This is a genomic window from Plantibacter sp. LMC-P-059a (assembly GCF_030209505.1).
GTDB lineage: Bacteria > Actinomycetota > Actinomycetes > Actinomycetales > Microbacteriaceae > Plantibacter.
In genome coordinates, this window is record NZ_JARVRZ010000006.1 from 524,134 (window position 1) to 546,384 (window position 22,251).

Genomic DNA, 22,251 nt, shown 5'->3' on the forward strand with positions numbered 1-22,251 from the left:
CCGACACACCGGCACGCTCCTGAATTGCGAACAACCGGAGCTGAGTCCCCTCGGCGTTCGCAACTCAGGACGGGCCCGGCGAGTCGCCCCACTGCTCGCACCGCTCGATGCCGGCACGCCGGCGTGCTCCTGAGTTGCGAACGCGGGAACGCGACAGCGGCCGGTGCCCGAAGGCACCGACCGCTGTCGACGGGACTGCTGAGACTCAGTAGCCGGCGGTCGACATGACCGAACCGAGGGCGACGAAGTAGAGGATCGAGCCGATGATGCCGAGCACGAGGAGGATGGCGCCGATGATGACACCGATCTTCGCGAGCTGGTTGGGGTAACCGGCGGCCTTCGACTGGTTCTTCGCGACGAGGCTGATGATCAGGCCGACGAGCGGCACGACGATCGCGAGGATGAGGCCGACGAGGCCGAGGGTCTTGCCCGGGTAGTCGGCGGGCAGTGCGGCGCCCTGCTGCTGGCCGGGGTTGTACTGCGGTGCGTTGGTCATGATGGTTCCTCTCGAGGATGGTTGATGCGCCAGGGGCGCGAGCCAACAGTAGTGGGTGAGGTACCCGACAGGGGATGGGGACAACTCCCCAATATCCGACGGGCGTCGCAGATCTACGGGCAGGTGATGGTGGTGGTGCCGTCGGTGTGGACGCCGCTGCCGAGCGACTCGCACGCCTCGTTGAAGGCCGACGCACCGATCGCGACTGCGGCGATCGTGATGATGATGCCGAGCACGATGAAGACGATCGAGAGGATGAGACCGACCTTCGCCAAGGTGTTCTTGACCCCGGCGTTCTTCGACTGCACGAGCGCGACGATGCTCAGGATGAGACCGATCGGCGGCGCGAGGAAGGCGAGAATGAGGCCGACGATGCCGAGGGTCTTGCCCGCGGTCGCGTCGCCGGACGAAGCCGAACCGCCGGAGTAGGCGGGAGCCGAGCCGTACTGATCCTTCGGCGGCTGCGGTGCCTGCGGGGCCTGCGGCGGCTGGCCGGGGTATTCACCGGGAGGAGGAGTCGACATGGGCTGTGGTCCTTTCGAACAGGCGGTCTTCGGAGGTTCGAGCGGCCCCAGAATACCGGTCAGATGCCGTTTTGTGCCCTGTTCGGGGCAATTCGTCGCGAACGACCCTGATCGATGTCACGGTGTGGGTGCATCACCGCCGATGGCGCGGCCAGGATCGGGCTGCCCACGAAGCCTCCCGCGACTCGCCTAGTGCAGGTCGAGCGCGGCGATGAGTTCGGCGCTCCGACGGGTCGTGATGATCAGCCGCGAGTACTCGGTGTCTTCCAGATCGATGACGACCGACGGCTTCGTGCCCTTGATGACGAGGAAGTCCTTGCCGCCGTGGAACTTCCACTGCCCGATCGCGAGGGTCAGCGGGATCGCTGTGCCGGGGGCGCGGATGCCGCGGACCCAGATCCACGGATCGTCGGTGATGGTGGCTGAACGGATGCTCGACCGTGGCACGACGACGTTGCTCCGACGCAGCGAGAGTGCCTTGTCGTACGCGGACAGTTCGATCTCCAGTCGGTCGGGGTGCAGACGCAAGGAGGCCATGCCTCTAGTCTGCCAAGCCCCACCGACGTTCGTGTTGCCGGAAGTTCACAAAGCGGTAACGCATGACCTGTCGGGCGAGGACGACAGCCCGCGAGCGCCCGCCCGCCTCAGCGGATGGCAGCCGCGGCCGCGCGTGCCGCAGCGGGGAGCGCGTCGACGATACGGCCGATCGCCTCGTCGTCGTGCGCCGCGGAGACGAACCAGGCCTCGTAGACGCTCGGCGGCAGGGACACCCCGGCATCGAGCATGCGGTGGAAGAACGCCGGGTACCGGAAGGCGTCCTGGCGCAGCACGGCCGCGTAGTCGGTCGGGGCCGTCTCGCTGAACGCGAAGGAGAACAGGTTCCCCGCATGCTGGACGGTGTGGGCGACGCCGGCCTCCGTGAGGGCGTTCGACGTGGCCTCCGAGACGATCGCGGCCGCGGTGTCCACCCGACGGTAGACCTCCTGGTCGGCCAGGCGCAGCGTCTCGATGCCCGCGGCGAGGGCGACCGGGTTCCCCGAGAGGGTGCCAGCCTGGTAGACCGGGCCGAGCGGTGCGAGCAGATCCATGAGCTCCGCCCGCCCGCCGAGCGCCGCCAGCGGCATGCCACCGCCGATGACCTTGCCGAAGGTGAAGAGGTCGGGCTGGTACACCCCGACCGGGATGCTGATGGCACCGGTGGGGTTCGCGACGGCGTGGTTGCCCGCCTCCCAGTCCTCGGCGCCGGGCGTCGGCACCGTGCCTGGCGCGACCGCGGCGAGGCCACGGTTGTCGAGTCCCCACCAACCGGCGGAGGAGACGCGGAAACCGGTGAGCACCTCGTCGATGATGACGAGGGCTCCGTGCTCGTGGGCGAGCTTGACGACCGCGGCGTTGAACCCGGGCGCGGGAGGGACGACACCCATGTTGGCGGAGGCCGCCTCCATGATGATCGCGGCGATGTCGGCCCCACGCTCCGCGAAGACCGTCTGGAGCGCCGCGCGGTCGTTGTACGGGACGACGATCGTCTGCGCGGCGGTCTCGGCGGTGACGCCCGCCGACCCCGGCAGGGCGAGGGTCGCGACACCCGAACCGGCCTCGGCGAGCAGGCCGTCGGAGTGACCGTGGTAGTGCCCGGCGAACTTCACGATGAGGCTCCGGCCCGTGGCACCGCGCGCGAGACGGATCGCCGTCATGGTCGCCTCGGTTCCGGTGGAGACCATGCGCAGCTTCTCGATCGGCGCGACACCGGAGGCCTGGACGCGCTCCTTGACGAGTTCCGCGAGTTCCGTCTCGGCCGGGGTCGACGCCCCGAACGACAGCCCACGGGCGGCGGCCGCCTGGACGGCCTCGACGACCTGCGGATGGGCGTGACCGAGCAGCGCCGGACCCCACGCACTGACGAGGTCGACGTACTCGACGCCCTCGGAGTCGGTGATGTACGGCCCCGTGGCCGACACCATGAAGCGCGGTGTGCCACCGACCGAGCGGAAGGCGCGGACGGGCGAGTTCACGCCGCCCGGGATGGAGCGCTGGGCTCTCGCGAATGCTGCGTCGTTCATCGGGTTCCTCCCACGCGCAGGCCGCGCGACTCGTCCAGCCAGGCGGCGAGCTCCACGGCCCAGTACGTCAGCACGGCCTCGGCGCCGGCGCGCTTGATCGACAACACCGACTCCTCGATCGCCCGACGGCGGTCGATCCAGCCCTGGCGGGCGGCGGCCTCGATCATGGCGTACTCGCCGGACACCTGGTACGCCCACACCGGGATCGACACCGTGTCGGCGACGTCGGCCAGGACGTCGAGGAAGCTCCCCGCGGGCTTCACCATGACGATGTCGGCACCCTCGGCCTCGTCGATGAGCGCCTCGCGGAGTCCTTCACGACGGTTGGCGGGGTCGAGCTGGTACGTGCGGCGGTCGCCCTGGAGCTGCGAGTCGACGGCCTCGCGGAAGGGGCCGTAGAGGGCCGAGGCGAACTTGGCGGAGTACGCGAGGATGATCGTCTCGTCGAATCCGGCGGCGTCCAGCGTCTCTCGGACCGCGGCGACCTGGCCGTCCATCATGCCGGAGAGGCCGAGCAGCGCGGAACCGGCTTCGGCCTGCGCGAGCGCCATGTCGCGGTAGCGGTCGAGCGTCCGGTCGTTGTCGACGCGTCCGCGGGCGTCGAGGACGCCGCAGTGGCCGTGGTCGGTGAACTCGTCGAGGCAGAGGTCGGTCTGGACCACGAGGGCGTCGCCCACCTCGGCGACGAGCGCACGCGTCGCGACGTTGAGGATGCCCTCGGGGTCGGTCGCGCCGGAGCCGATCGCGTCGCGCTCCGACGGCACACCGAAGAGCATGACCCCGCCGATGCCGGCCTCGGCCGCCTGGACCGCCGCGCGCTTGGCGCTGTCGATCGTGTGCTGCCTGACGCCCGGCATCGAGGTGATCTCGACGGACTCCGAGATGCCCTCACGGACGAACATGGGCAGGACGAGCTCCGCCGGATCCAGCCGGGTCTCGCTCACGAGGCGACGGATGGCCGGCTGTTGCCGGAGACGACGGGGACGGGTCTCGGGGATGCTCACCCGTCAAGCCTACGCGTCACCACCGACGCACCCTCCCGGTTCGCGCAGGGCGTGACGCCGGTCAGGCCCTGCCGCCGTCGGCGCCGTCCTCGCGGTTCCGACGGAGCGCGACAGACACGATCGCCTCGATGAGCGAGTCGACCGTCTGCTGCTCGGCGACGACGTCGACCCGGAGGCCGTAGCCACGCGCGTCGCGAGCCGTGCGTGGCCCGATCGCGGCGATGACGGTGCTGTCGGGGATCTCCGGGAACTGCGACCGGACCTGCTCGGCGACACTGCCCGAGGTCACGAGGATGGCACGCACGCGCCCGCTCGCGACGTCGGCCACGATCTTCTCCGCGACCGGGACACCCACCGTGCGGTAGGCGACGACCGACTGCACGTCGTGCCCGGCCGCGATGAGGCCCTCGGTGAGCAGTGGCTTGGCGATGGCAGAACGCAGCGTGAGGATGCGCTTCGGGTGCGGTTCGAGGACGGTGAGGTCCTGCACCATGCCCTTGGCCGAGTTGTCCTTCGCCGGGACGAGGTCGACGCTGTAGCCGACCGCGGTGAGCGCCGCAGCGGTGGTCTCGCCGACCGCGGCGACGCGGGTCGTCTCGGGGATCCGGATCCGCTGCGAGGACAGGACGTCGACCGTGGTCGCGCTCGTCACCGTCAGCCAGTCGAACTCGCCAGCCTCGAGCGCGGCGAGCGCGGTCGCGAGGGTCTCGGGGTCGTCCGTGCTGGCGAAGTTGATCATCGGGGCGACGACGGGGGTGCCGCCCTTGCCGCGGACCGTCCCGGCGACCGAGTCGCCCCATGGGCCGCCGCGCGGCACCAGCACGCGCCACCCGCCGAGCGGTTTGGTGGGGGTGGGCACAGTGTCCGGCTTCGTCCAGTCCTTCACGCGGTGCCTCCCAGCGGGGCCAGGTCGGCTGCGCCGGCCTCGATGAGTTCGTCGGCGAGGGAGACGCCGAGCGCGTCCGCAGCCTGCAGCAGCTCCCGCCCGTGGCCCTCACCCGAGAAGCCCTCTGAGCGGCTCTCCAGATGGATCATCCGGGTGCCGTCGAGCGAGTAGACGGCGGCCTGCAGGACGAGGACCTCGTCGTCGAGCCAGGCGGCCGCGCCGACCGGAGCCGAGCAACCCGCCTCGAGGCGTCGGAGCACCGCGCGCTCGGCGGTGGCCTGCCAGCGGCTCGGAGCGTGGTCGAGCAGGGCGATCGATCCGGCGATGGAGGACTCCTCGTCGGCGAGGCACTCGACCGCGAGCGCACCCTGCCCGGGTGCGGTGGGCCAGGTGTCGAGGTCGAAGAGACCGGTGACGGCGTCGAGTCGGCCCAGACGAGTGAGCCCGGCGGCGGCCAGGACGACCGCGTCGAGGTCGTCGTCGATGCGGCGCAGACGGGTGTCGATGTTGCCGCGGATGTCGACGACGTCGAGGTCGGGACGGACGCGCTTCAGCTGGGCGATGCGACGTGGGGAACCGGTGCCGATGCGGGCACCCTGCGGCAGGTCGTCGAGCGACCGGTCGCCGGAGGCGCACAGCGCGTCGCGCGGGTCCTCGCGCATCGGCATCGCGGCGATCGTGAACTCCTCGGCCTGCGCCGTCGGGAGGTCCTTCAGCGAGTGCACGACGAGGTCGCACGCCCCGTCGAGCAAGGCGTCGCGGAGGGCGTTGACGAACACGCCCGTGCCGCCGATGGTCGCGAGCGACTCACGGCTGGTGTCGCCCTGCGTGGTGATGGTGACGATCTCCACCTCCTCGCCGGTGGCCGCCGTGAGGGCGTCCGCCACATGACCGGTCTGCGCCAACGCGAGAGCGCTGCCGCGGGTTCCGATACGAAGGGTCATGGGGCGATCCCCGAGAACGCCGGCTTGAAGCCCAGGCGGGCGTTCTCGCAGCACCCGGGGCGGCAGACGTCGTACCACGGACCGAGGTCGGTCATGTGCGGGCGCTCCTCGACCGGGGTCCCGTCGCGACGCTCCAGGACGAGGTCGATGAGCCCCTTCACATAGGCGGCGGACGTCCCAGGGGTCGGCACGCGGACGGCCGCGAGGTCGTGCTCACCGGCGGTCTCGATGGCCTCGTTGTCGAGGTCCCACATGACCTCCATGTGGTCGCTCACGAATCCGAGCGGGACGATGACGATGGCCTTGCGACCCACGGCGGGGAGCTCGGCGATCGCGTCGTTGATGTCGGGCTCGAGCCACGGCATGCTCGGCGGCCCGGAGCGGGACTGGTAGACGAGCTGCCACGGCACGGAGATGCCACTGCCGACGGCACCACCGAGGACGCCGTTCTCACGCAGCTGGTCGATCGCGTTGGCCATGACGACCTCCGCCACCGCGAGGTGCTGGGCCTCATAGGCACCGTGGTCGCCGAAGTTCCGGAAGTCGGGGCCGGAGCGGGCCGCGTCACCGGTCGGGATCGAGTGGGTCGCGAAGAGCACCTCGATCTGGGTCTCGGCCACGAGCTCCGGCTGCTCACGCAGGTAGTCCGCGATCGCGTCGCGGACACCGTCGATGAACGGCGTCACGAAGCCCGGGTGGTCGAAGAACTGACGCACCTTGTCGATCTGGATCTCACCCTGCAGGTTCGTCTCGTCGACCGCCATCGCGAAGTCCTCGCGGTACTGGCGGCAGCTGGAGTACGACGAGTAGGCGCTCGTGGCAACGGCGATGAGCTTCGTGAAGCCACGCTCGTGCGCCTCCGTCAGCGCGTCCCTCAGATACGGGTCCCAGTTGCGGTTGCCCCAGAGCACGGGCAGGTCGATCCCGCGCGAGGCGAGTTCGAGTTCCATCGCGGCCTTGAGCGCGCGGTTCTGGTCGTTGATCGGGCTCACCCCGCCGAAGTGGCGATAGTGATGGGCGACCTCCTCGAGACGTTCCTCGGGGATGCCACGACCACGCGTGACGTTGCGCAGGAAGGGGATGACGTCGTCCTGGCCTTCCGGCCCACCGAATCCGGCGAGGAGGATGGCGTCGTACTTCGTCGGCTCGGAGACGTGCTCGGGACCGGCTGCCGCGGCGTCGGTCGCTCCGCGGACGATGCGCTCCGGAGCGTCCGCCCCTGAGCTGCCCAGGTTCATCGCGGCCATCAGCGAACCACCTCCAGTGCCTCGGCGGGCGTGATGCGGCGTCCCGTGAAGAAGGGCACCTCTTCACGCACGTGGCGACGTGCCTCGGTGTTGCGGAGGTCGCGCATGAGGTCGACGAGCTCGACCACGTCGTCGGCCTCGAGCGGCAGGAGCCACTCGTAGTCGCCGAGGGCGAAGGAGGCCACCGTGTTGGCGAGCACGCCGGTGAAGGCGGCGCCCTGGCGGCCGTGCTCGGCGAGCATCTTGCGACGCTCCTCCTCGGGCAGCAGGTACCACTCGTAGCTGCGGACGAAGGGGTACAGGCAGAGCCACCCCTTCGGCTCGATGCCACGGAGGAAGCCTGGGACGTGCTGGCGGTTGAACTCCGCGTCGCGGTGGACGCCCATGGCGTTCCACGTCGGGGCGAGCGAGGCGAGGATGGCGGTGCGGCGCAACTCGCGGAGACCCGCCTGCAGGCCCTCAGCGGTGTCGCCGTGCAGCCACAGCATGAGGTCGGCGTCGGCGCGGAGACCGGAGACGTCGTAGATGCCGCGCAGCGTCACCCCCTGGGCTTCGATGAGCGCGATGGATGCTTCGAGTTCGGAGACATGCTCTTCGCCGAGCGGCAGCGCACTCGCCGGCTCGCGGCGCAGGACAGCCCAAAGGGTGAATCCTGAGGGGCCAGTCGGGGTGGCTGAGTCGGTCGGGTGGTGCGATGCCTCGGCAGAGGCCGGGTGAGTCATAGTCCTATCCTCACCCAGTTCGGTCGAATGGGCAAAAGTGGCAGGTCACGATTGACACTGAGGTTGCCCTCACAGTCGATACAGTCGGCTGATGACCAGCTTGCAGGCCCCCGTCGAGTACCACGTCGCCCACCTGTCCGAGATGGATCCGGTGACGCTCTACCAGGTGCTGAAGATCCGCGTCGACGTGTTCGTCGTGGAGCAGACGGCCCTGTTCGCCGACCTCGACGGGCGGGACCTCGAGGATGGCACCCTCATCGCGTGGGCTCAGGAGGGCTCGGAGGTGCTCGCCACGATCCGCATCCTCACGGAGCCGGAGCACTCGGAGATCGGGCGCGTCGCCACCGCGTTCACCGCACGCGGCCGGGGTCTCGCCGCGGAACTCATCCGTCGCGCGATCGCCGAACACGGACACCGCGAACTCCGCATGGGCGCACAGAAGCGTCTCGCCGACTGGTACGGACGGTTCGGGTTCGTGATCAGCGGCCCGGACTACGTCGAGGACGACATCGTGCACGTGCCGATGACCCGCGCGGCGACCCCGCCGACGTCCTGAGGCGCAGCGAGCGGCAGGGACGCGCTAGCGGGCGATCGCGCGGACGATGCCCCACACGGCCAGGCCGGCTGCACCGGCGAGACCGGCGACACCGGCGTAGAACACCGCTGGGCGCTCGACCTTGACGGTCGCGACCCGAACGATGGCACGACGCTTGGCGCGATGCATCTGCTTCGGGACGTTGAGCTTGTCCTCGATGGCGTTCAGCGTTGCGACGAGCTCGGCGCGAGCCTGCTCGGGCGAGGGCGTGGCCCCCGGGAACTGGTCAACGGTCATACTCGCCGAGCCCCTTCACTGCCTTGATGTCTTCCTTCACGTTGTCCATCGGGCTCGGGTCCTCGTTGATCTTCTTGAAGTACCGCAATGCGATGAGCACGAGGACGGCCGCGACCAGCACGAACAGGACGAAGACGCAGAGCGCGGCGAGCCACGACGGCATGACGAGTGCGAGCGCGAGGATCAGGACGGCGACGAGCACCCCGATCGCGAAGAAGAGGAACACGGCCGCACCGGCGACGAACGCCGCGCCGATGCCCGCGTACTTGCCCTTGTGGGCGAGCTGCGTCTTGACGTTCGCGATCTCGGCCTTGACCAGGTTCGAGACGACGCCGGGCAGCTGACCCACGAGGGTCAGCAGGGACTCGTCTCGCTTGTCGTACCGAGGTTCCGACCGGTTCCGGTCACTCATGAAACCCATCGTCGGCGCTACTCGCCGCTCTTGGGCTTCGGAGCCGCGGGCTTCCGTGCTGCAGGCTTCGAGGCCGTCGACGTGGAGGTGCCGGAGGCCGTACGCGCGTCGGAGACGGTGTCGGCCACGTCCTGGACGGTGTCCTCGGTCTTCGAGATCGCGCGGTCGAGCTTCTGGCCGGGCGTGGAGCCCTGCTGGCTGACGACCTTGGCGACGGCGCTGACACCGCTCCACAGGGCTGCGGGGACCTCGCTGATGCGGGCCTTGGCGAAGTCCTCGACCTTGCCGCGCTGTGCACGCACCGGCTTCGCGTTCCACAGCTTGACCCACTGCGTCTTGATCTGCTCGTAGCGTTCGCGTCCGGCGCGGGTCCCGAGCACGTAGCCCGTGAGCCCACCGACGACGAACATGACCTTGCCCTTCATGGCGCCTCCGTCTGTTCGAGTGGTGCTGGGTTGCTGCATCCAACGGGACCAGCGTAGTCGGGTGTCCGTCCGGCGCCACCATCGGGTCGGGGGTTGACAGGAAAAGATGCCGGGTCGGGCATATGGCCGCCGCCGATCGTCTACCGCTGCAGCGCCTGGTGACGGAGACGCGCGGCCGCCTCGTGGGCGTCCGGGACGACCGAGGCGAGTCCGGTACCGGACAACCAGGCGCCGGTGACCGCGAGATCCGGGACCTCTGCGACGGCCTCGCGGATCGCGGTCGAACGTTCGCGCTGCCCACGCGCCGCGGTCGGCTGCGTCCCCGTCCAGGAGATCCGGTGGAAGCCTCGGACGGTGTCCGGGTCGAGCGGGACACCGAGCATGGCCGACGCGTCGGCGAGCGCGACTGCGAGCAACTCGTCGTCGGACAGCTCACTGGTCGCGTCGGCCTCACCCTGACGACCGAACGACAGGCGGATCACGTGTCGGTGCTCCCCCTGTTCCTTCGCGCGTCCGGCGAGCCAGGCCCACTTGGCGGTCGAGTGCGTAAGCGCCTTCGCGTGGAGGGTCGAACCGGGCGCGACGAGCAGCCCGGAGCCACGGGGCGCCGCGTCCAGGGCCGGCTCGTCGAGCACGATCGTCACGAGCTCGATCGGGGCGGGGAGCAGTGGGTCGCCCGCGTCGTCGCCGGCGGCCGGCAACTCGCGCAGGGACGCACCCACATCGGCGAGCAGGGCACGAGCGGACTGCTCCGGCGCCGCGATGAGGACGAGGTCCGCTTCGAGGACCCGCCCGTCCGTCAGCGCGACGTACCAGGGGGCAGGCCTGGCTCCCGGGTCTGCGGCACGTTCACTCATGCGAGGGAGTCCGGCGTCGCCGAGCCCGACGCCTGGACCGTCGACATCGATGTCGAACGGATGCCGGGAGATCGCCGTGACGGCGACGCCCGTGATGAGCGTGGACGCCCACCGTTCGAGTTCGGCGACGAGCCCGTCGATGAGCACGGTCATGCCGCCGTCGAGACCGCCGACCGCTGCGCCTGCCGGAGCGTTCTCCCGGAGCGCCGCGACCGCGAGCGAGAGTGCGCCGGTACGCGTGAGGGCCTGGTTCAGCCCGGGAGCCGCGCGGTCCACGTCGAGGTCGTCGGGAGCGGCGGAGTAGACGCCCGAGGTGACGGGGGCGACGAGGAGGTCGTGGACGGCGGTCCCCATCCGCTTCCTGACCAGCGCGCCGAGGTTGTGCTCGGAACCGATCGTGAGCGGCGGACGGATGCGGTCCAGGTACGCGCGCAGGGCGCCCTTCCAGCCGATGACCCGCCGGACGTCGTCCGCCAGCGGGTTCGTCGGGATCCCGAGGAGCCCGGCCTTGGGGAGCGGCACGCTCCGCTGGGCCTGACCCGGCTTCGCGACGTGCAGCCACGCACCGGCCCGATTCGGTCGGACGACGCGGTCGGTGAGGCCGAGCTGCTCGATGAGTTCGGCGACCGAGCCGCCACGCGTCGCGAAGCTCTCCGCCCCCACGTCGACCCGGAGGCCGGCGACGTCGGCGGCCGCGAGCGCTCCCCCGAACGACTCGTGCGCCTCGACGACGGTCACCGCGATCCCGACCCTGGCGCAGTCGACCGCGCCGACGAGGCCCGCCGCGCCACCACCGATGACGACGAGACGTTTCGGTTCGAGGCTCATGACGGCTGCCAATCGTGGGCGAGGGCGACGATGCGCGTCAGGACGTCCGGGTCGGTCTCGGGCGGGACGCCGTGGCCGAGGTTGAGGACGTGGGACGGCGCCGCCGTGCCGCGCTGCAGGATGTCGAGCACGTGCGCCTCGAGCACCGGCCAGGGTGCGGCGAGGAGCGCCGGGTCGATGTTGCCCTGCACGGGCACGGTCCCCCCGAGACGGCGGATGCCCTCGTCGAGCGCGAGCCGGTAGTCGATCCCGACGACGTCGGCGCCGACCCGGTGCATGGCGCCGAGCAGCTCGCCCGTGCCGACACCGAAGTGCACCTTCGGCACCGGGAGGTCGGCGACATGAGAGAGGGCCGCTCGTGAGGCCGGAGCGACGTACCGCTCGTAGTCGTCGAGCGACAGGGCGCCCGCCCAGGAGTCGAACAGCTGCGCCGCTGACGCTCCGGCGAGGATCTGCGCCCGCAGGAAACGGCCCGTGACGTCGGCGCACCAGGCCATGAGCCGAGCCCACGACTCGGGGTCGGCGTGCATGAGGGTGCGGGCGGCGAGGTGGTCCTTCGACGGGCCACCCTCGACCAGGTAGGCGGCGAGGGTGAACGGTGCGCCGGCGAACCCGATGAGCGGCGTGGAGCCGTCGCCGATGCCGGCGAGCCCCGCCACCGTGCGCGCGACGCCGGCTCGGATGGGTTCCAGGGTGTCGTCGAGGACCGCGGGGTCGAGGGCGACGAGCGCGTCGACCTCGGCGGCCGTCCGCACGGAGGAGCCCATGACCGGTCCGCGGCCCGGCACGATCTCCACGGCGACGCCGGCCTGCTTCAGGGGCACGACGATGTCGCTGAAGAAGATGGCCGCGTCCGTGCCGTGGCGACGGATCGGCTGCAGGGTGATCTCGCTCGCCATCTCGGGGTCGAGGCAGGCGTCGAGCATGGCCGTGCCGATCCGGAGCTCGCGGTACTCGGGCAGCGACCGACCTGCCTGCCGCATGAACCAGACGGGGGTCCGCTCGGGACGGGTGCCGCGGTACGCGGTGATGAGGGGCGACGCCTCGGTGGTGCCGGTGACCAGGGGATGTTCGGGTGGAAGACTCACCCCTCCATCCTCCCATCTCCCTCCTGCACGAGTGCGGCGAGCCGACCGCTCGGTGAGGGTCACCTGGGTGGCTTCCCGGAGAGGCCGACGTGCCCGCTCGGGTACACTCGACGGGTGCTCATGTGTGTGACGGCGAGCCATAAGAACGCCACCTTCGACCTCCTCGAACGACTCTCAGTCGGCGCGGAGGGCGTTGCCGCGCGCCTGGTCGCCCACCACGAATGCGTCTCCGGGGCCGTCGTCGTGGCCACCTGCAACCGCTTCGAGGCCTACATCGACCTCGACGAGCCCGTCACCGCAGCCGCCTCCGTAGCCTTCGAGGCCGCCGCCGAGGCCGTCAGCGAGACCACCGGCATCCCCGCCGAGCAGCTGCGCGAGGTGTTCGACCTCAGCGTCGGCACCGCGGCCGCCGAGCACCTCTTCGCCGTGTCGGCCGGGCTCGAGTCCGTCGTCGTCGGCGAGGGCGAGATCGCCGGGCAGGTCCGGCGTTCGCTCGAGTCCGCTCGGGCCGGCGGCACCACCAGCTCCGAACTCGAGCGCCTGTTCCAGCGCGCCTCGCAGACCTCCCGCGGCATCAAGAACCGCACGCCGCTCGGCCGCGCCGGCCGCTCGATCGTGCGGCTCGCCCTCGATCTCGCCGAGAGCCGGATCGACGACTGGGCCACGCAGCGCGTCCTCCTCGTGGGCACCGGGGCCTACGCCGGAGCGAGCCTCGCGGCCCTCCGCGACCGCGGCGTCACCGACGTCCTCGTGCACTCGCCCTCCGGCCGGGCCGAGAAGTTCGCTCGCTCCCACGAGATCGGCTGGATCGGCCAGGACGAGCTCGCGCGCACCACGGGCGAGGTCGACATCATCGTCACCTGCACCACCGCCGAAGGCCACGTCGTCGACGCCGCGCTGCTCCGTGCCGGTCGCGCAGCGGTCGCAGCCGACCACCGTGCCCGCGCCGGTGCCGCCCAGGACGCACCGATCCTCTCTCTCGTGTCGGGTGCCGCCGCGCCGGCCGCCGAGCTGGAGCCCACCGGGGTATCGGAGCTCGTCCACGACGTCATCACCGAAGCCGCAGCGGAGTGCCCCGTGCCGCACGCCTCGGCCCAGCTCGTCATCGACCTCGGCCTGCCGCGCAACGTCGACCCCGACGTCGCCACGGTCGCCGGTGTCGTCCTCCTCGACCTCGAGACCATCCGGATCCACGCGCCGCTCGAAGAGCTGCAGGCCACCGAGGTCGCCCGCTCCATCGTCAGCCGCGCGGCCCAGAAGTTCGCCGCCGTGGGCGAGGAACGCAGCCTCGAACCCGCGGTCGTCGCCCTCCGCAGCCACGTGCACGCCCTGGTCGAAGCCGAGGTCGCCCGAGCGACGGCACGCGGCGACGACGACGGCTCGACCGCCCGCGCCCTGCGCCACCTCGCCGGAGTGCTCCTCCACGAACCGACCGTCCGGGCGCGCAACCTCGCCCGCAACGGCGATCAGGCTGCGTACACCACGGCGCTGCAGACGCTCTTCGGCATCGAGGTCCCGCAGGTTCCCGCGGCCGTCGTGCCGGTCACCGACACCGACTCGGCCGCCTCCGCGTCCTAGGCTGACGGCCTCCGCCGTTCGACAAGCTCAGGGACCGGACAAGTCCACACTGGGCTCGGACGGCGCCGCTCAGGGACCTGAGTGCTTCGGTCCCTGAGCCTGTCGAAGGGCTTGGACGGCAACAACGACGAACGGGCACCGGCGCGATGCCGATGCCCGTCATGACTCCGCCTGCCGAGCAGGCTGTGGATCAGTAGCTGTCGTAGTCGTACGTGGCCGCCGTGCCCATGATGCCGGCGAGGAGGAGGAAGTAGAAGATGATGACGATGATGCCGGCGAGGACCGACACACCGCTCACGATCGTGCCGGCGAGCGCGAGGCCACGGCCCTGCTCACCGGTGCGCTTGATCTGACCCAGGGCGATGATGCCGAGGACGAGACCGACGACGCCGAACCCGACGAAGGGCGCGATGAGCGAGATGATCGCCATGACGTTCGTCTTCTGGGCGGCGGGCTGCGCGTAGCCGTACGGTGCCTGCGGCTGACCGTAGGGCGCTGCGGGCTGGCCGTAGGGATTCTGCTGCTGACCGTACGGAGCCTGCGGCTGACCGTAGGGGTTCTGCTGCTGCTCACCGTAGGGCGACTGCTGCTGACCGTACTTCGGCTGCTCACCGTACTGCTGGGTCTGCTGCTCACCGTAGGGCGAGGGCTGACCGTACTGCGGCGCCTGCTCCCCGTACTGCGGAGCCGGCGGGACCTGCGATTCGCCGTAGGGCGGCTGCTGGGGAGCCTGGCCCTGACCGTATGGGTCGTTCGGCTGGCCGGAGTTCGGATCGGTCATGTGGGTGCACCTCGCGCATAGGGGTTCGACGAACGGACTCATGCTTGCAGCGCGCCGTCGCCTTGTCAACACAGCGTAACCCGCGTTCCCGCAGGATCACTGGGCTCGCGCCACCCCGGTCGAGCGCGGCGACCACGGCACACGACGGCGGCAGCGCCGGCCGGTGGCAAGATGGACGAGGGGGTGCGGATGGACGAGGAATCGGTGGCGGATGCCGACGATGTCGCGCTCGCTGACACCCCACCCGTTGCGGAACGACCAGGGGCACTGAGTATCGCAGGGATCGTCGCCGTCGACTGGATCCACTCGGTGGTGTGGCACACGAGGGCCTTCTTCAGCGGCCGGATCCCGCGCGAGTACGGCCGCGGTGACACCGGACGCCCGGTCGTCGTCCTGATCCCGGGCGTCTACGAGACCTGGGCCTTCCTCAAGCCGGTCGCCGACCACCTGAACGCCGCCGGGTACCGCATCCGCATCGCGCGCGGCCTCGGCTACAACCGCAAACCGATCCGCGACACCGCGGCCCGCTTCGCCCGGGCGCTCGGCCGCCTGCCGAAGCCGAACGCAGGCTGCGTCATCGTCGCGCACAGCAAAGGGGGCCTCGTCGGGAAGGAGCTCCTGTTGACCGATCGAGAACGTCTCGGGCTGCTCGGCGTCGTCGCGATCTGCTCGCCCTTCTCCGGGTCGGTGCTCGCCAAGTACGTCGTCGACCCGAGCCTCCGCGCGTTCCTGCCGACCGACGAGACCATCGTCGCGCTCGGCGCACCCCATGACGTGAACGCCGACATCGTCTCGATCTACAGCACCTTCGACCCCCACGTCCCGTCGAGCAGCGTGTTGCCAGGGGCGACGAACGTGCTCCTGCCCGTCCCCGGCCACTTCGTCATCCTCAGCACGAGGGAGCTCCGGGAGGCGGTGGAGCTGGCGGTCGACGGGTTCGCGGAACGGCGAGACGCACACCACGACCGGGACGGATCGACGACCCGATGAGCGATCCGACCGGAGGCGGGCGCGGACCGCTCGCCGACATCCTCGTGTCCGCCGTCGCGATCGTCCGGGACCGACGGGTGCTCATGGTCACGGCCCGAGGGCGCGACGTCCTCTACATGCCGGGCGGGAAGATCGACGCGGGCGAGACGCCGGCCGAGGCCGCGGTGCGCGAAGCCCGCGAGGAGATCGCGGTTGAGCTCGACCCGGCCAGTGTGACGCCGCTGTTCACCGTCCTCACACAGGCCCACGGTGAACCGGACGGCCGGCTCGTCCGGATGCACGTCTTCGCGGCGGAGACGGACGCGGTCCCACAGCCCTCGGCCGAGGTGAGCGCGGTGCACTGGGTAGGGACGGAGTCGCTCGACCGCTGCCCGCCCGCCGGACGCGAGGTGCTCGAGCGCCTGGCGGCCTTGGGGCGCATCGACTGAGCCCTTCGACAAGCTCAGGGACCGGGGGTTTGGCTCAGGGACCGGGGGTTTGGCTCAGGGACCGGGGGTTTGACTCGGGGACCGGGTGGCCCTTCGACAGGCTCAGGGACCGGGAGTTGGGCTCCGGGACCGGGGATGGTGACCTCAGGGACCGGGCGGGCTCAGTGCACGTATTCGAGGAGGTCCTGGCCCAGGGTGCGGACGGCGTCCACGACGCCGAGTCGCGTTCCGAGCTCGGTGTCGTCGTAACTCGTGCACACCGCGTAGCTCACGGCGCCGTTCGGGCCGCGGAGGATGCCCGCCTCGGCGCGCACACCCACGCCGGAACCGGTCTTGTTGAAGAGCTGGATGCCGTGGTCGGGTTCGCGATGCGCCAGCGGGTCGAGGCCGAACCCCGAGGCGACGAGGGAGAGGTCGGTGTTGAGCGACAACCACGCCAGCACGCGACGGCTCGTGGTCGCGTCGACGATCTCGCCCGTCGCGAGGGCCTGGAACAGCCAGGCGAGCTCGCGGGCGGAGCCGACGGAGAGCTGGGGTGCGTTGTCGGGACCCCGGTGGTCGCGCACGATGTCGAGCAGCGCCGTCCGCTTGAGTCCGATCTCCTCGGCGCGGTGCCGGACGGCTTCGAGGCCGATGTGACGCAGGAGGACGTTCGTGGCGAGGTTGTCACTCGTGGCACCCACGAGCGCCGCCAGGTCGGCGACGGGCAGGGACGGTGCCTGCAGGTGCTGCCAGATGCCGGAGTCGGCGACCGCGTCGAGCGGTTCGCGGTCGAGGATGGTGAGCCCGCTGAAGTCGGTGTCACCGAGCCGCGCTGCCACCTCGATGAGGAGGAGGACCTTGCCGATCGAGGCGGTGGGGACGACCACGTGGTCGTCGGCCGACATGAGCATCTCGCCGGTCGTGATGTCGTTGATCCGGAGGCTGACCTGCGCGCCCGAGGCGGCGAGCTCGCCGAGGGCGCTGAACCCTCGGGTGAACGGTTCGATCGGCGCTGCGGCCCGGTGGCGCCCTCGACGCGCATCGCGTGATCGGCGACGCTCGGACACTTGCACTCGTGAAGCCACGGCTGACCGAACTCCTCTGCTCCAGATGGTGATCCCGACGATGATGCGGGGTGTGGACCTGCCCCGGTCAGCCCACTCGACTGCCGTCCAGGGACCCGCTCAGCGGGCTTCCGGATGTGCCGTCCACGGTATCGTAAGCGTCCTTCGGGCTGGCTGCGAATCCGTGCTCAGGAACCGTTCCCCGGGCGCGTCGATCCGACGACTGTCGCTTTCGTCGAGGCGGAATCGGCCGTTCCGACCACCCGGCGGCGGCCACCGGATCCGCGCGGATCAGCCGCGGGCGCGAGCCGGGAACTGGGTCGCGAACTTGCCACCGCTGACGTCGATCAATGCTCCGGTCACGTAGCCCGCCTCATCGCTCGCAAGGAAGCGGACGACGTTCGCGACGTCCTCCGGCTCCTCCCACCGGCGCAGCGACAGGGTGTCGAGCAAGGCGTCCTGCCGATCGGCGGGCAGCTCGGCGAAGCCGTTCATCGCGGTCGGGACCATGCCTGGCGCATAGGCGTTCACCGTGATCCTCCACGGGCCGAGTTCGCTGGCGAGGACCTTCGTCAGCTGCACCACCGCCGACTTCGACGCCGCGTACGCCGCGCTGCCGACACTCGGGATGATCGCCGCGAAGCTGGCCGCGTTGATGATCCGGCCCGAGCCCTGCTCCTTCAGATAGGGGATGACGGCCTTCGACATCCGGAAGACCCCGCCGACGTTCACGTCGAAGCACGCCGTCCAGGCGTCGTCGCTCGTCTCCTCGAGGAGCGCCTCGACGTTGACGCCCGCGTTGTTGACGAGGACGTCGATCCCGCCGAGGCGCGCGGCGGCCTCCGCGACCGCCTCCGTCACCGAGGTCTCGGAGCGCACGTTGCACGGGATCGCGGCGAGGGCGTCACCCCACGCCTCGAGGAAGTCGTCGAGCGGGGTGACGTCGAGGTCGAGGACCGCGACGCGAGCGCCCTCTGCGAGGAACGACTCCGCGAGCGCCCGACCGATCCCGCGCGCTCCTCCGGTCACGATCACCCGGCGGTCCGTCAGATCCAGCAACATCGATGTCTCCGTCCAGTCGTGGCCTGGTCGACCGCAGTGCCGCCCATGCCAGGCGATTAAAACATACGAATGGCCTACCGTGCCTACACTGAAGCCATGACGGATCGAGTGCTGTGGGTGACCGGTGGCGGAAGCGGGATGGGACGAGCGGTCGCGCTGGCCGCGGCCCGCTCCGGGCGTCGGGTGGCGGTGACCGGCCGCCGGGCGGAGGCGCTCGACGAGACGGTGGCGGAGATCACCGCAGCGGGCGGAACAGCCCTCGCCGCAGCCGCCGACGCGACCGACCCCGCGGCACTCGCGCGTGCCCACGAGCGCATCGTCGCCGAGCTCGGGACGGTCGACGACCTGGTGACGGCTGCGGGACTGAACTCGCCGCGGCGGCGCTGGGACGACCAGTCGATGGCCGAATTCGCGACGATCGTCGACACGAACCTCACCTCGGTGGCGCGCGCGATCGACCTCGCGCTGCCGGGGCTCCGCGCGGCGCAGGGCCGGGTCGTCGTCATCTCCTCCTTCGCCGGGTGGCGCTTCTCCACCAAGGGCGGCGTCGCCTACAGCGCGAGCAAGACCGCGCTGTCCTCCCTCTGCGCCACGCTGAACGAGGAGGAGGGGGTCAACGGCGTCGGTGCGACCCACCTCTGCCCCGGCGACGTCGACACCCCCTTCCTCTCGATGCGACCACAGGTGCCGGACGCCGCGGCACGGGAGACGATGCTGACCCCTGAGGACATCGCCCGCGCGGTCACCTTCGTCCTCGACGGTCCCTCCCACGTCCGGATCGACGAGTTGGTCATCTCACCCACCCGCCCGGCCGCCGCGCGGTGACCGTCGCCGGCTCCCCGGGGGTTTCGGCGTTCGAGCGCACGCTCGACCGCATCGGCTCCGACATCGTCGAAGGACGGCTCCCGCCCGGCGCCGTGTGCACGGTCGAGGAACTGACCGGGCGGACCGGACACTCGCGGTCCGTCGTCCGCGAGGCGACCCGCGTCCTCGGCGGGCTCGGCCTCCTCGAGGGGAAGGCCCATGTCGGCCACACGGTCCAGCCGCCGGAGCGGTGGGACTGGTTGCAGCCACGTGTGCTCCGCTGGTCGCTCGCGAGCGGACGGCGCGACGCCACGCTGCTGGCGATCCGTGAACTCCGCGCCGCCACCGAGCCCGAGTGCGCCCGCCTGGCGGCGGATCGACGCCGTGACACGGACGCGCTCGAGCTGCGCTCGATCGGCGACGCGCTCCTCGATGCCGCGGCGGTCCAGGACGTCGAGGCCTTCCTCGACGCCGACCTCCGGCTGCATCGGCTGCTGCGCCGGGCTGCCGCGAACCCGCTGCTCGACCGCGTCGGGGACGCCATCGATGCAGCCCTCGTGGACCGGGTCGACCGCCTTCCGGCGGGCGCGATCGACCTCGACGATGCCTTGTTGCACCGGGACCTCGCGCTCGCCGTCGAGCGACGCGACGGGGACGCCGCCGCAGCGGCGATGCGCGCGATCATCGTCCGCACCGCCTGAGCGCCTCGCGGGAAGGCCGCTCGCGCGGGCCCGCACACCCCGTCCGCACACGGTTCTCGCAGCTTCGTGAAACACGCGCGTCACGCAGGTAACGACCGTGTTGCAGTGCTGGAAAATATTTGCAAGCTCCCTGTACTTATTGAATACTGTTTCCACACCCACTGAAAACAGCAGGGATCGACCCCACGGTCATCACGGATCCCGGGCCAACGACGGCTCGGACTCCCGATCCCAGAATCGAGGAGCAGCACCATGCGCAAGCGCACCCTTCCGCTGGCCGTCCTCGCCACCGCGGCACTCGGCCTCACCGCCTGTGCCGGTGGCGGATCCGGCTCAGGCGACGTCTCGGCCGACGGCCAGACGCTCACCGTCTGGATCATGCAGGGCACCAACCCCGACTCCGAGGCCTTCTTCAAGGAGGTCGGCTCGGCCTTCAAGAAGGAGACCGGCGCCACCCTGAAGGTCGAATACGTGCAGTGGGCCGACGCCCACGACCGCTTCGTCACCTCCATCGCCGGCAACACCACGCCGGACGTCGCCGAGACCGGCACCACCTGGACGGCCGAGTTCGCCGACGCCGGCGCGCTCGCCCCCATCGGCGACTACGTCGACAAGGCCGGCCTGAAGGACGACCTCGTCAAGGGCCTCGCCGACTCAGGCACCTACGACGGCGAGCTCTACGGCATGCCCTGGTACGCCGGCGTCCGTTCGATCGTCTACCGCACCGACGTCTTCGAGGAGCTCGGCCTCAAGGCGCCGACCACCTGGCAGGAGATCATCGACGCCGGAACCGCGATCAAGGCCGCGAAGCCCGACATGATCCCGTTCCCCGTCCCCGGTGACGCCGAGTTCACGGCCTACCCGTGGGTCTGGGGTGCCGGCGGCGAGGTCTCCGAGCTCGACGGCGACACCTGGAAGTCCCAGCTCGCGAGCGACGACTCGCGCAAGGGCATCCAGTTCTGGACCGACCTTGCCACGAAGTACGACCTCTCCTCGTCAGGTGCCACCACCTGGAAGGAGACCGACGTCCTCGACAACTTCGTGCAGGACAAGGTCGCCATGGCGATCATGGGCTCCTGGACCCCGGCCACCATCGTGCAGAAGAACCCGGAGCTCGAGGGCAAGTTCGCCGCCATCCCGATCCCGGGTGAGGACGGCGGCATGTCGCCCTCCGTGCTCGGCGGCTCGCACCTCAGCATGTTCAACACCTCGAAGAACAAGGACCTCGCGTTCCAGTTCATCGAGATGATGACGACCGGCAAGTACGCCTCCGAGTGGGCCGAGCAGACCGGGTACTTCCCCGGCCAGACCTCGCTGCTCAGCGACGCGACCGAGAGCGACGACCCGCTGGTGAAGCCCTTCGCCGAGCAGTTCGTCGACGGCGGCGCTTCCCTCCCCGTGACCCCGAAGTTCGGTGCGGTGCAGGCGAAGAAGACCACCAACGCGATGATCCAGGCCATCCTCTCCGGGAGCAAGTCGGTCGACCAGGCGACGACCGACGCCGCCACCGAGATGGACGACATCATGAACGGCAAGTAGCCGATCGTGTCGACCCTCACCCCGCCCACGGTCACCCGCGAAGCCCCCGCTTCGCGGGTGGCCGGGGGCCCCTCCCCCAAGCGCCTGCGGCTCCTCATGCGCACCCGCCCCTGGCTGCTGCTCACGCCGGCCCTCCTCATCCTCGCCGTCCTCCTGCTCTGGCCGCTCATCCGGGTCGTGCTGTTCTCCCTGCAGGACTACGGCCTCCGCGAGATCGTCTCCGGCGACACCAACTTCAACGGCGGCGCGAACTACGCCGAGGTCTTCGCAGACCCGACGCTCTGGACCGTCGTCCTCCCGAACACCGTCTTCTTCGCGGCGGCCGCCGTCATCGGCACGGTCGTCCTCGGCACGCTCGTCGCCCTCCTCATGGCGAACCTCGGCTCCTTCTGGCGCACCATCGTCGGCAGCGCCATCATGGTCGCCTGGGCGATGCCCGCCGTCACCGGCACCTACGTGTGGGTCTGGATCTTCGACGCCGACCGCGGCATCGTCAACCAGACGCTCATGGGCGCCGGGCTCATGGACGAGCCCTTCAACTGGTTCACGAACCAGTTCACGTTCTACGGCATCGCGCTGCTGAACGTCATCCACCACGGGTTCCCGTTCGTGGCCATCACCGTGCTGGCCGGCCTGCTCGGCGTCTCCAAGGAGATGCTGGAAGCCGCTGAGATGGACGGGGCCGGCGCGTTCCGCCGCTTCTTCCAGATCACCTTCCCGTCGCTGCGTCAGGTGTTCTCCGTCGTCATCATCCTGTCGACGATCTGGGACTTCAAGGTGTTCGCGCAGATCTACCTCATGCCGGGTGGTTCCGGCTCGAACCGTGAGGTGCTGAACCTCGGCGTGTGGTCCTACGTGGAGTCCTTCGGGCAGAACCGGTACGGCTTCGGCTCGGCCATCGCGGTGCTGCTGACCCTCGTGCTGCTCGGCATCACGATCGTCTACATCCGCGCCCTCATGAAGGAGGACGAACTGTGACAACCCACGCCCCCGCCCC

At 70.3% G+C, this 22,251-nt stretch carries 25 protein-coding genes; 8 read left to right on the forward strand and 17 right to left on the reverse strand.

Going from position 1 to position 22,251, the window contains the following annotated elements; all coding sequences use genetic code 11:
- Nucleotides 1-205: 205 nt before the first annotated feature.
- The 9 genes from QRN27_RS15785 to hemQ form a co-directional block, all read right to left on the reverse strand.
- Complete coding sequence (locus QRN27_RS15785; protein WP_056010675.1) at nucleotides 206-496, reverse strand: hypothetical protein; 291 nt, start codon at nucleotides 494-496, stop codon at nucleotides 206-208.
- 113 nt (nucleotides 497-609) lie between these two features.
- Nucleotides 610-1,020, reverse strand: a complete 411-nt coding sequence (locus QRN27_RS15790; protein ID WP_285043057.1) for a DUF4190 domain-containing protein — start codon at nucleotides 1,018-1,020, stop codon at nucleotides 610-612.
- 189 nt (nucleotides 1,021-1,209) lie between these two features.
- Nucleotides 1,210-1,557, reverse strand: a complete 348-nt coding sequence (locus QRN27_RS15795; protein WP_056010669.1) for a hypothetical protein — start codon at nucleotides 1,555-1,557, stop codon at nucleotides 1,210-1,212.
- A 107-nt stretch (nucleotides 1,558-1,664) separates the two neighbouring features.
- On the reverse strand, nucleotides 1,665-3,080 hold the full coding sequence (gene hemL, locus QRN27_RS15800; protein ID WP_056010667.1) for a glutamate-1-semialdehyde 2,1-aminomutase: 1,416 nt from the start codon (nucleotides 3,078-3,080) through the stop codon (nucleotides 1,665-1,667).
- Entirely contained in the window at nucleotides 3,077-4,084 is a 1,008-nt protein-coding gene (gene hemB / locus QRN27_RS15805) for a porphobilinogen synthase (protein WP_285043058.1), read from the reverse strand. Before hemB ends, hemL begins: the two co-directional genes overlap by 4 nt.
- Before the next feature lie 61 nt (nucleotides 4,085-4,145).
- Nucleotides 4,146-4,943, reverse strand: coding sequence for a uroporphyrinogen-III synthase (locus QRN27_RS15810; RefSeq protein ID WP_285043059.1), 798 nt, complete (start codon nucleotides 4,941-4,943; stop codon nucleotides 4,146-4,148).
- A gap of 23 nt (nucleotides 4,944-4,966) precedes the next feature.
- Nucleotides 4,967-5,914: a hydroxymethylbilane synthase gene (hemC, locus tag QRN27_RS15815; RefSeq protein ID WP_285043060.1), complete on the reverse strand. Its 948-nt coding sequence runs from the start codon at nucleotides 5,912-5,914 to the stop codon at nucleotides 4,967-4,969.
- The gene (locus QRN27_RS15820) at nucleotides 5,911-7,161 is read right to left on the reverse strand and encodes a ferrochelatase (RefSeq protein ID WP_285043061.1); all 1,251 of its coding nucleotides are present in this window, start codon (nucleotides 7,159-7,161) and stop codon (nucleotides 5,911-5,913) included. Before QRN27_RS15820 ends, hemC begins: the two co-directional genes overlap by 4 nt.
- Nucleotides 7,161-7,883 (reverse strand): hydrogen peroxide-dependent heme synthase, encoded by a 723-nt coding sequence (gene hemQ / locus QRN27_RS15825; RefSeq protein ID WP_056010659.1) that lies wholly within the window; start codon nucleotides 7,881-7,883, stop codon nucleotides 7,161-7,163. The genes QRN27_RS15820 and hemQ overlap by 1 nt, the downstream gene beginning before the upstream one ends.
- A gap of 91 nt (nucleotides 7,884-7,974) precedes the next feature.
- Between hemQ and QRN27_RS15830 the strand changes: the two genes are divergently transcribed.
- Entirely contained in the window at nucleotides 7,975-8,439 is a 465-nt protein-coding gene (locus tag QRN27_RS15830) for a GNAT family N-acetyltransferase (RefSeq protein WP_285043062.1), read from the forward strand.
- 24 nt (nucleotides 8,440-8,463) lie between these two features.
- Here QRN27_RS15830 and QRN27_RS15835 read toward each other — a convergent pair whose 3' ends face one another.
- The 5 genes from QRN27_RS15835 to hemE form a co-directional block, all read right to left on the reverse strand.
- Nucleotides 8,464-8,715 (reverse strand): DUF3618 domain-containing protein, encoded by a 252-nt coding sequence (locus QRN27_RS15835; RefSeq protein ID WP_056010652.1) that lies wholly within the window; start codon nucleotides 8,713-8,715, stop codon nucleotides 8,464-8,466.
- On the reverse strand, nucleotides 8,705-9,127 hold the full coding sequence (locus tag QRN27_RS15840; RefSeq protein WP_162235765.1) for a phage holin family protein: 423 nt from the start codon (nucleotides 9,125-9,127) through the stop codon (nucleotides 8,705-8,707). Before QRN27_RS15840 ends, QRN27_RS15835 begins: the two co-directional genes overlap by 11 nt.
- 17 nt (nucleotides 9,128-9,144) lie before the next feature.
- The gene (locus QRN27_RS15845; protein WP_056010646.1) at nucleotides 9,145-9,552 is read right to left on the reverse strand and encodes a hypothetical protein; all 408 of its coding nucleotides are present in this window, start codon (nucleotides 9,550-9,552) and stop codon (nucleotides 9,145-9,147) included.
- 140 nt (nucleotides 9,553-9,692) lie between these two features.
- Nucleotides 9,693-11,237 (reverse strand): protoporphyrinogen/coproporphyrinogen oxidase, encoded by a 1,545-nt coding sequence (locus QRN27_RS15850; RefSeq protein WP_285043063.1) that lies wholly within the window; start codon nucleotides 11,235-11,237, stop codon nucleotides 9,693-9,695.
- A complete protein-coding gene (hemE, locus tag QRN27_RS15855; protein WP_285043064.1) occupies nucleotides 11,234-12,325 on the reverse strand; it encodes a uroporphyrinogen decarboxylase in 1,092 nt (363 codons plus the stop codon). Before hemE ends, QRN27_RS15850 begins: the two co-directional genes overlap by 4 nt.
- A gap of 120 nt (nucleotides 12,326-12,445) precedes the next feature.
- Between hemE and QRN27_RS15860 the strand changes: the two genes are divergently transcribed.
- Nucleotides 12,446-13,903: a glutamyl-tRNA reductase gene (locus tag QRN27_RS15860; RefSeq protein ID WP_285043121.1), complete on the forward strand. Its 1,458-nt coding sequence runs from the start codon at nucleotides 12,446-12,448 to the stop codon at nucleotides 13,901-13,903.
- Nucleotides 13,904-14,093: 190 nt separating this feature from the next.
- On the opposite strand, the gene QRN27_RS15865 is transcribed toward QRN27_RS15860, so the two are convergent.
- Complete coding sequence (locus tag QRN27_RS15865) at nucleotides 14,094-14,684, reverse strand: DUF4190 domain-containing protein (protein WP_285043065.1); 591 nt, start codon at nucleotides 14,682-14,684, stop codon at nucleotides 14,094-14,096.
- A gap of 189 nt (nucleotides 14,685-14,873) precedes the next feature.
- On the opposite strand from QRN27_RS15865, the gene QRN27_RS15870 reads away from it, so the two are divergent.
- Entirely contained in the window at nucleotides 14,874-15,674 is an 801-nt protein-coding gene (locus QRN27_RS15870) for a lipase family alpha/beta hydrolase (protein WP_285043066.1), read from the forward strand.
- Nucleotides 15,671-16,102, forward strand: a complete 432-nt coding sequence (locus tag QRN27_RS15875) for an NUDIX hydrolase (RefSeq protein ID WP_285043067.1) — start codon at nucleotides 15,671-15,673, stop codon at nucleotides 16,100-16,102. Before QRN27_RS15870 ends, QRN27_RS15875 begins: the two co-directional genes overlap by 4 nt.
- A 161-nt stretch (nucleotides 16,103-16,263) precedes the next feature.
- On the opposite strand, the gene QRN27_RS15880 is transcribed toward QRN27_RS15875, so the two are convergent.
- Entirely contained in the window at nucleotides 16,264-17,169 is a 906-nt protein-coding gene (locus tag QRN27_RS15880) for a serine hydrolase (protein ID WP_194671404.1), read from the reverse strand.
- Nucleotides 17,170-17,439: 270 nt separating this feature from the next.
- A complete protein-coding gene (locus QRN27_RS15885) occupies nucleotides 17,440-18,210 on the reverse strand; it encodes an SDR family NAD(P)-dependent oxidoreductase (RefSeq protein WP_285043068.1) in 771 nt (256 codons plus the stop codon).
- A gap of 96 nt (nucleotides 18,211-18,306) precedes the next feature.
- Between QRN27_RS15885 and QRN27_RS15890 the strand changes: the two genes are divergently transcribed.
- The 4 genes from QRN27_RS15890 to QRN27_RS15905 all read left to right on the forward strand — a co-directional run bounded on the left by QRN27_RS15890 (nucleotide 18,307) and on the right by QRN27_RS15905 (nucleotide 22,232).
- Nucleotides 18,307-19,035, forward strand: a complete 729-nt coding sequence (locus QRN27_RS15890) for an SDR family oxidoreductase (RefSeq protein ID WP_285043069.1) — start codon at nucleotides 18,307-18,309, stop codon at nucleotides 19,033-19,035.
- Complete coding sequence (locus QRN27_RS15895) at nucleotides 19,032-19,715, forward strand: FadR/GntR family transcriptional regulator (RefSeq protein WP_285043070.1); 684 nt, start codon at nucleotides 19,032-19,034, stop codon at nucleotides 19,713-19,715. Before QRN27_RS15890 ends, QRN27_RS15895 begins: the two co-directional genes overlap by 4 nt.
- Nucleotides 19,716-19,967: 252 nt before the next feature.
- Complete coding sequence (locus tag QRN27_RS15900) at nucleotides 19,968-21,254, forward strand: sugar ABC transporter substrate-binding protein (RefSeq protein ID WP_056010615.1); 1,287 nt, start codon at nucleotides 19,968-19,970, stop codon at nucleotides 21,252-21,254.
- Nucleotides 21,255-21,260: 6 nt separating this feature from the next.
- Nucleotides 21,261-22,232 (forward strand): carbohydrate ABC transporter permease, encoded by a 972-nt coding sequence (locus QRN27_RS15905; RefSeq protein ID WP_369796463.1) that lies wholly within the window; start codon nucleotides 21,261-21,263, stop codon nucleotides 22,230-22,232.
- The last annotated feature ends 19 nt before the right edge of the window (nucleotides 22,233-22,251 follow it).

Coding starts and splice junctions, on each gene's coding strand:
- hemC (WP_285043060.1), bottom strand. CDS start 5,914: ATGACCCTTCGTATCGGAACCCGCGGCAGCGCTCTCGCGTTGGCGCAG.
- QRN27_RS15785 (WP_056010675.1), bottom strand. CDS start 496: ATGACCAACGCACCGCAGTACAACCCCGGCCAGCAGCAGGGCGCCGCA.
- hemL (WP_056010667.1), bottom strand. CDS start 3,080: ATGAACGACGCAGCATTCGCGAGAGCCCAGCGCTCCATCCCGGGCGGC.
- QRN27_RS15865 (WP_285043065.1), bottom strand. CDS start 14,684: ATGACCGATCCGAACTCCGGCCAGCCGAACGACCCATACGGTCAGGGC.
- QRN27_RS15875 (WP_285043067.1), top strand. CDS start 15,671: ATGAGCGATCCGACCGGAGGCGGGCGCGGACCGCTCGCCGACATCCTC.
- QRN27_RS15885 (WP_285043068.1), bottom strand. CDS start 18,210: ATGTTGCTGGATCTGACGGACCGCCGGGTGATCGTGACCGGAGGAGCG.
- QRN27_RS15850 (WP_285043063.1), bottom strand. CDS start 11,237: ATGAGCCTCGAACCGAAACGTCTCGTCGTCATCGGTGGTGGCGCGGCG.
- QRN27_RS15835 (WP_056010652.1), bottom strand. CDS start 8,715: ATGACCGTTGACCAGTTCCCGGGGGCCACGCCCTCGCCCGAGCAGGCT.
- hemQ (WP_056010659.1), bottom strand. CDS start 7,883: ATGACTCACCCGGCCTCTGCCGAGGCATCGCACCACCCGACCGACTCA.
- QRN27_RS15860 (WP_285043121.1), top strand. CDS start 12,446: ATGTGTGTGACGGCGAGCCATAAGAACGCCACCTTCGACCTCCTCGAA.
- QRN27_RS15790 (WP_285043057.1), bottom strand. CDS start 1,020: ATGTCGACTCCTCCTCCCGGTGAATACCCCGGCCAGCCGCCGCAGGCC.
- QRN27_RS15870 (WP_285043066.1), top strand. CDS start 14,874: ATGGACGAGGAATCGGTGGCGGATGCCGACGATGTCGCGCTCGCTGAC.
- QRN27_RS15890 (WP_285043069.1), top strand. CDS start 18,307: ATGACGGATCGAGTGCTGTGGGTGACCGGTGGCGGAAGCGGGATGGGA.
- QRN27_RS15795 (WP_056010669.1), bottom strand. CDS start 1,557: ATGGCCTCCTTGCGTCTGCACCCCGACCGACTGGAGATCGAACTGTCC.
- QRN27_RS15900 (WP_056010615.1), top strand. CDS start 19,968: ATGCGCAAGCGCACCCTTCCGCTGGCCGTCCTCGCCACCGCGGCACTC.
- QRN27_RS15840 (WP_162235765.1), bottom strand. CDS start 9,127: ATGAGTGACCGGAACCGGTCGGAACCTCGGTACGACAAGCGAGACGAG.
- QRN27_RS15830 (WP_285043062.1), top strand. CDS start 7,975: ATGACCAGCTTGCAGGCCCCCGTCGAGTACCACGTCGCCCACCTGTCC.
- QRN27_RS15820 (WP_285043061.1), bottom strand. CDS start 7,161: ATGGCCGCGATGAACCTGGGCAGCTCAGGGGCGGACGCTCCGGAGCGC.
- QRN27_RS15845 (WP_056010646.1), bottom strand. CDS start 9,552: ATGAAGGGCAAGGTCATGTTCGTCGTCGGTGGGCTCACGGGCTACGTG.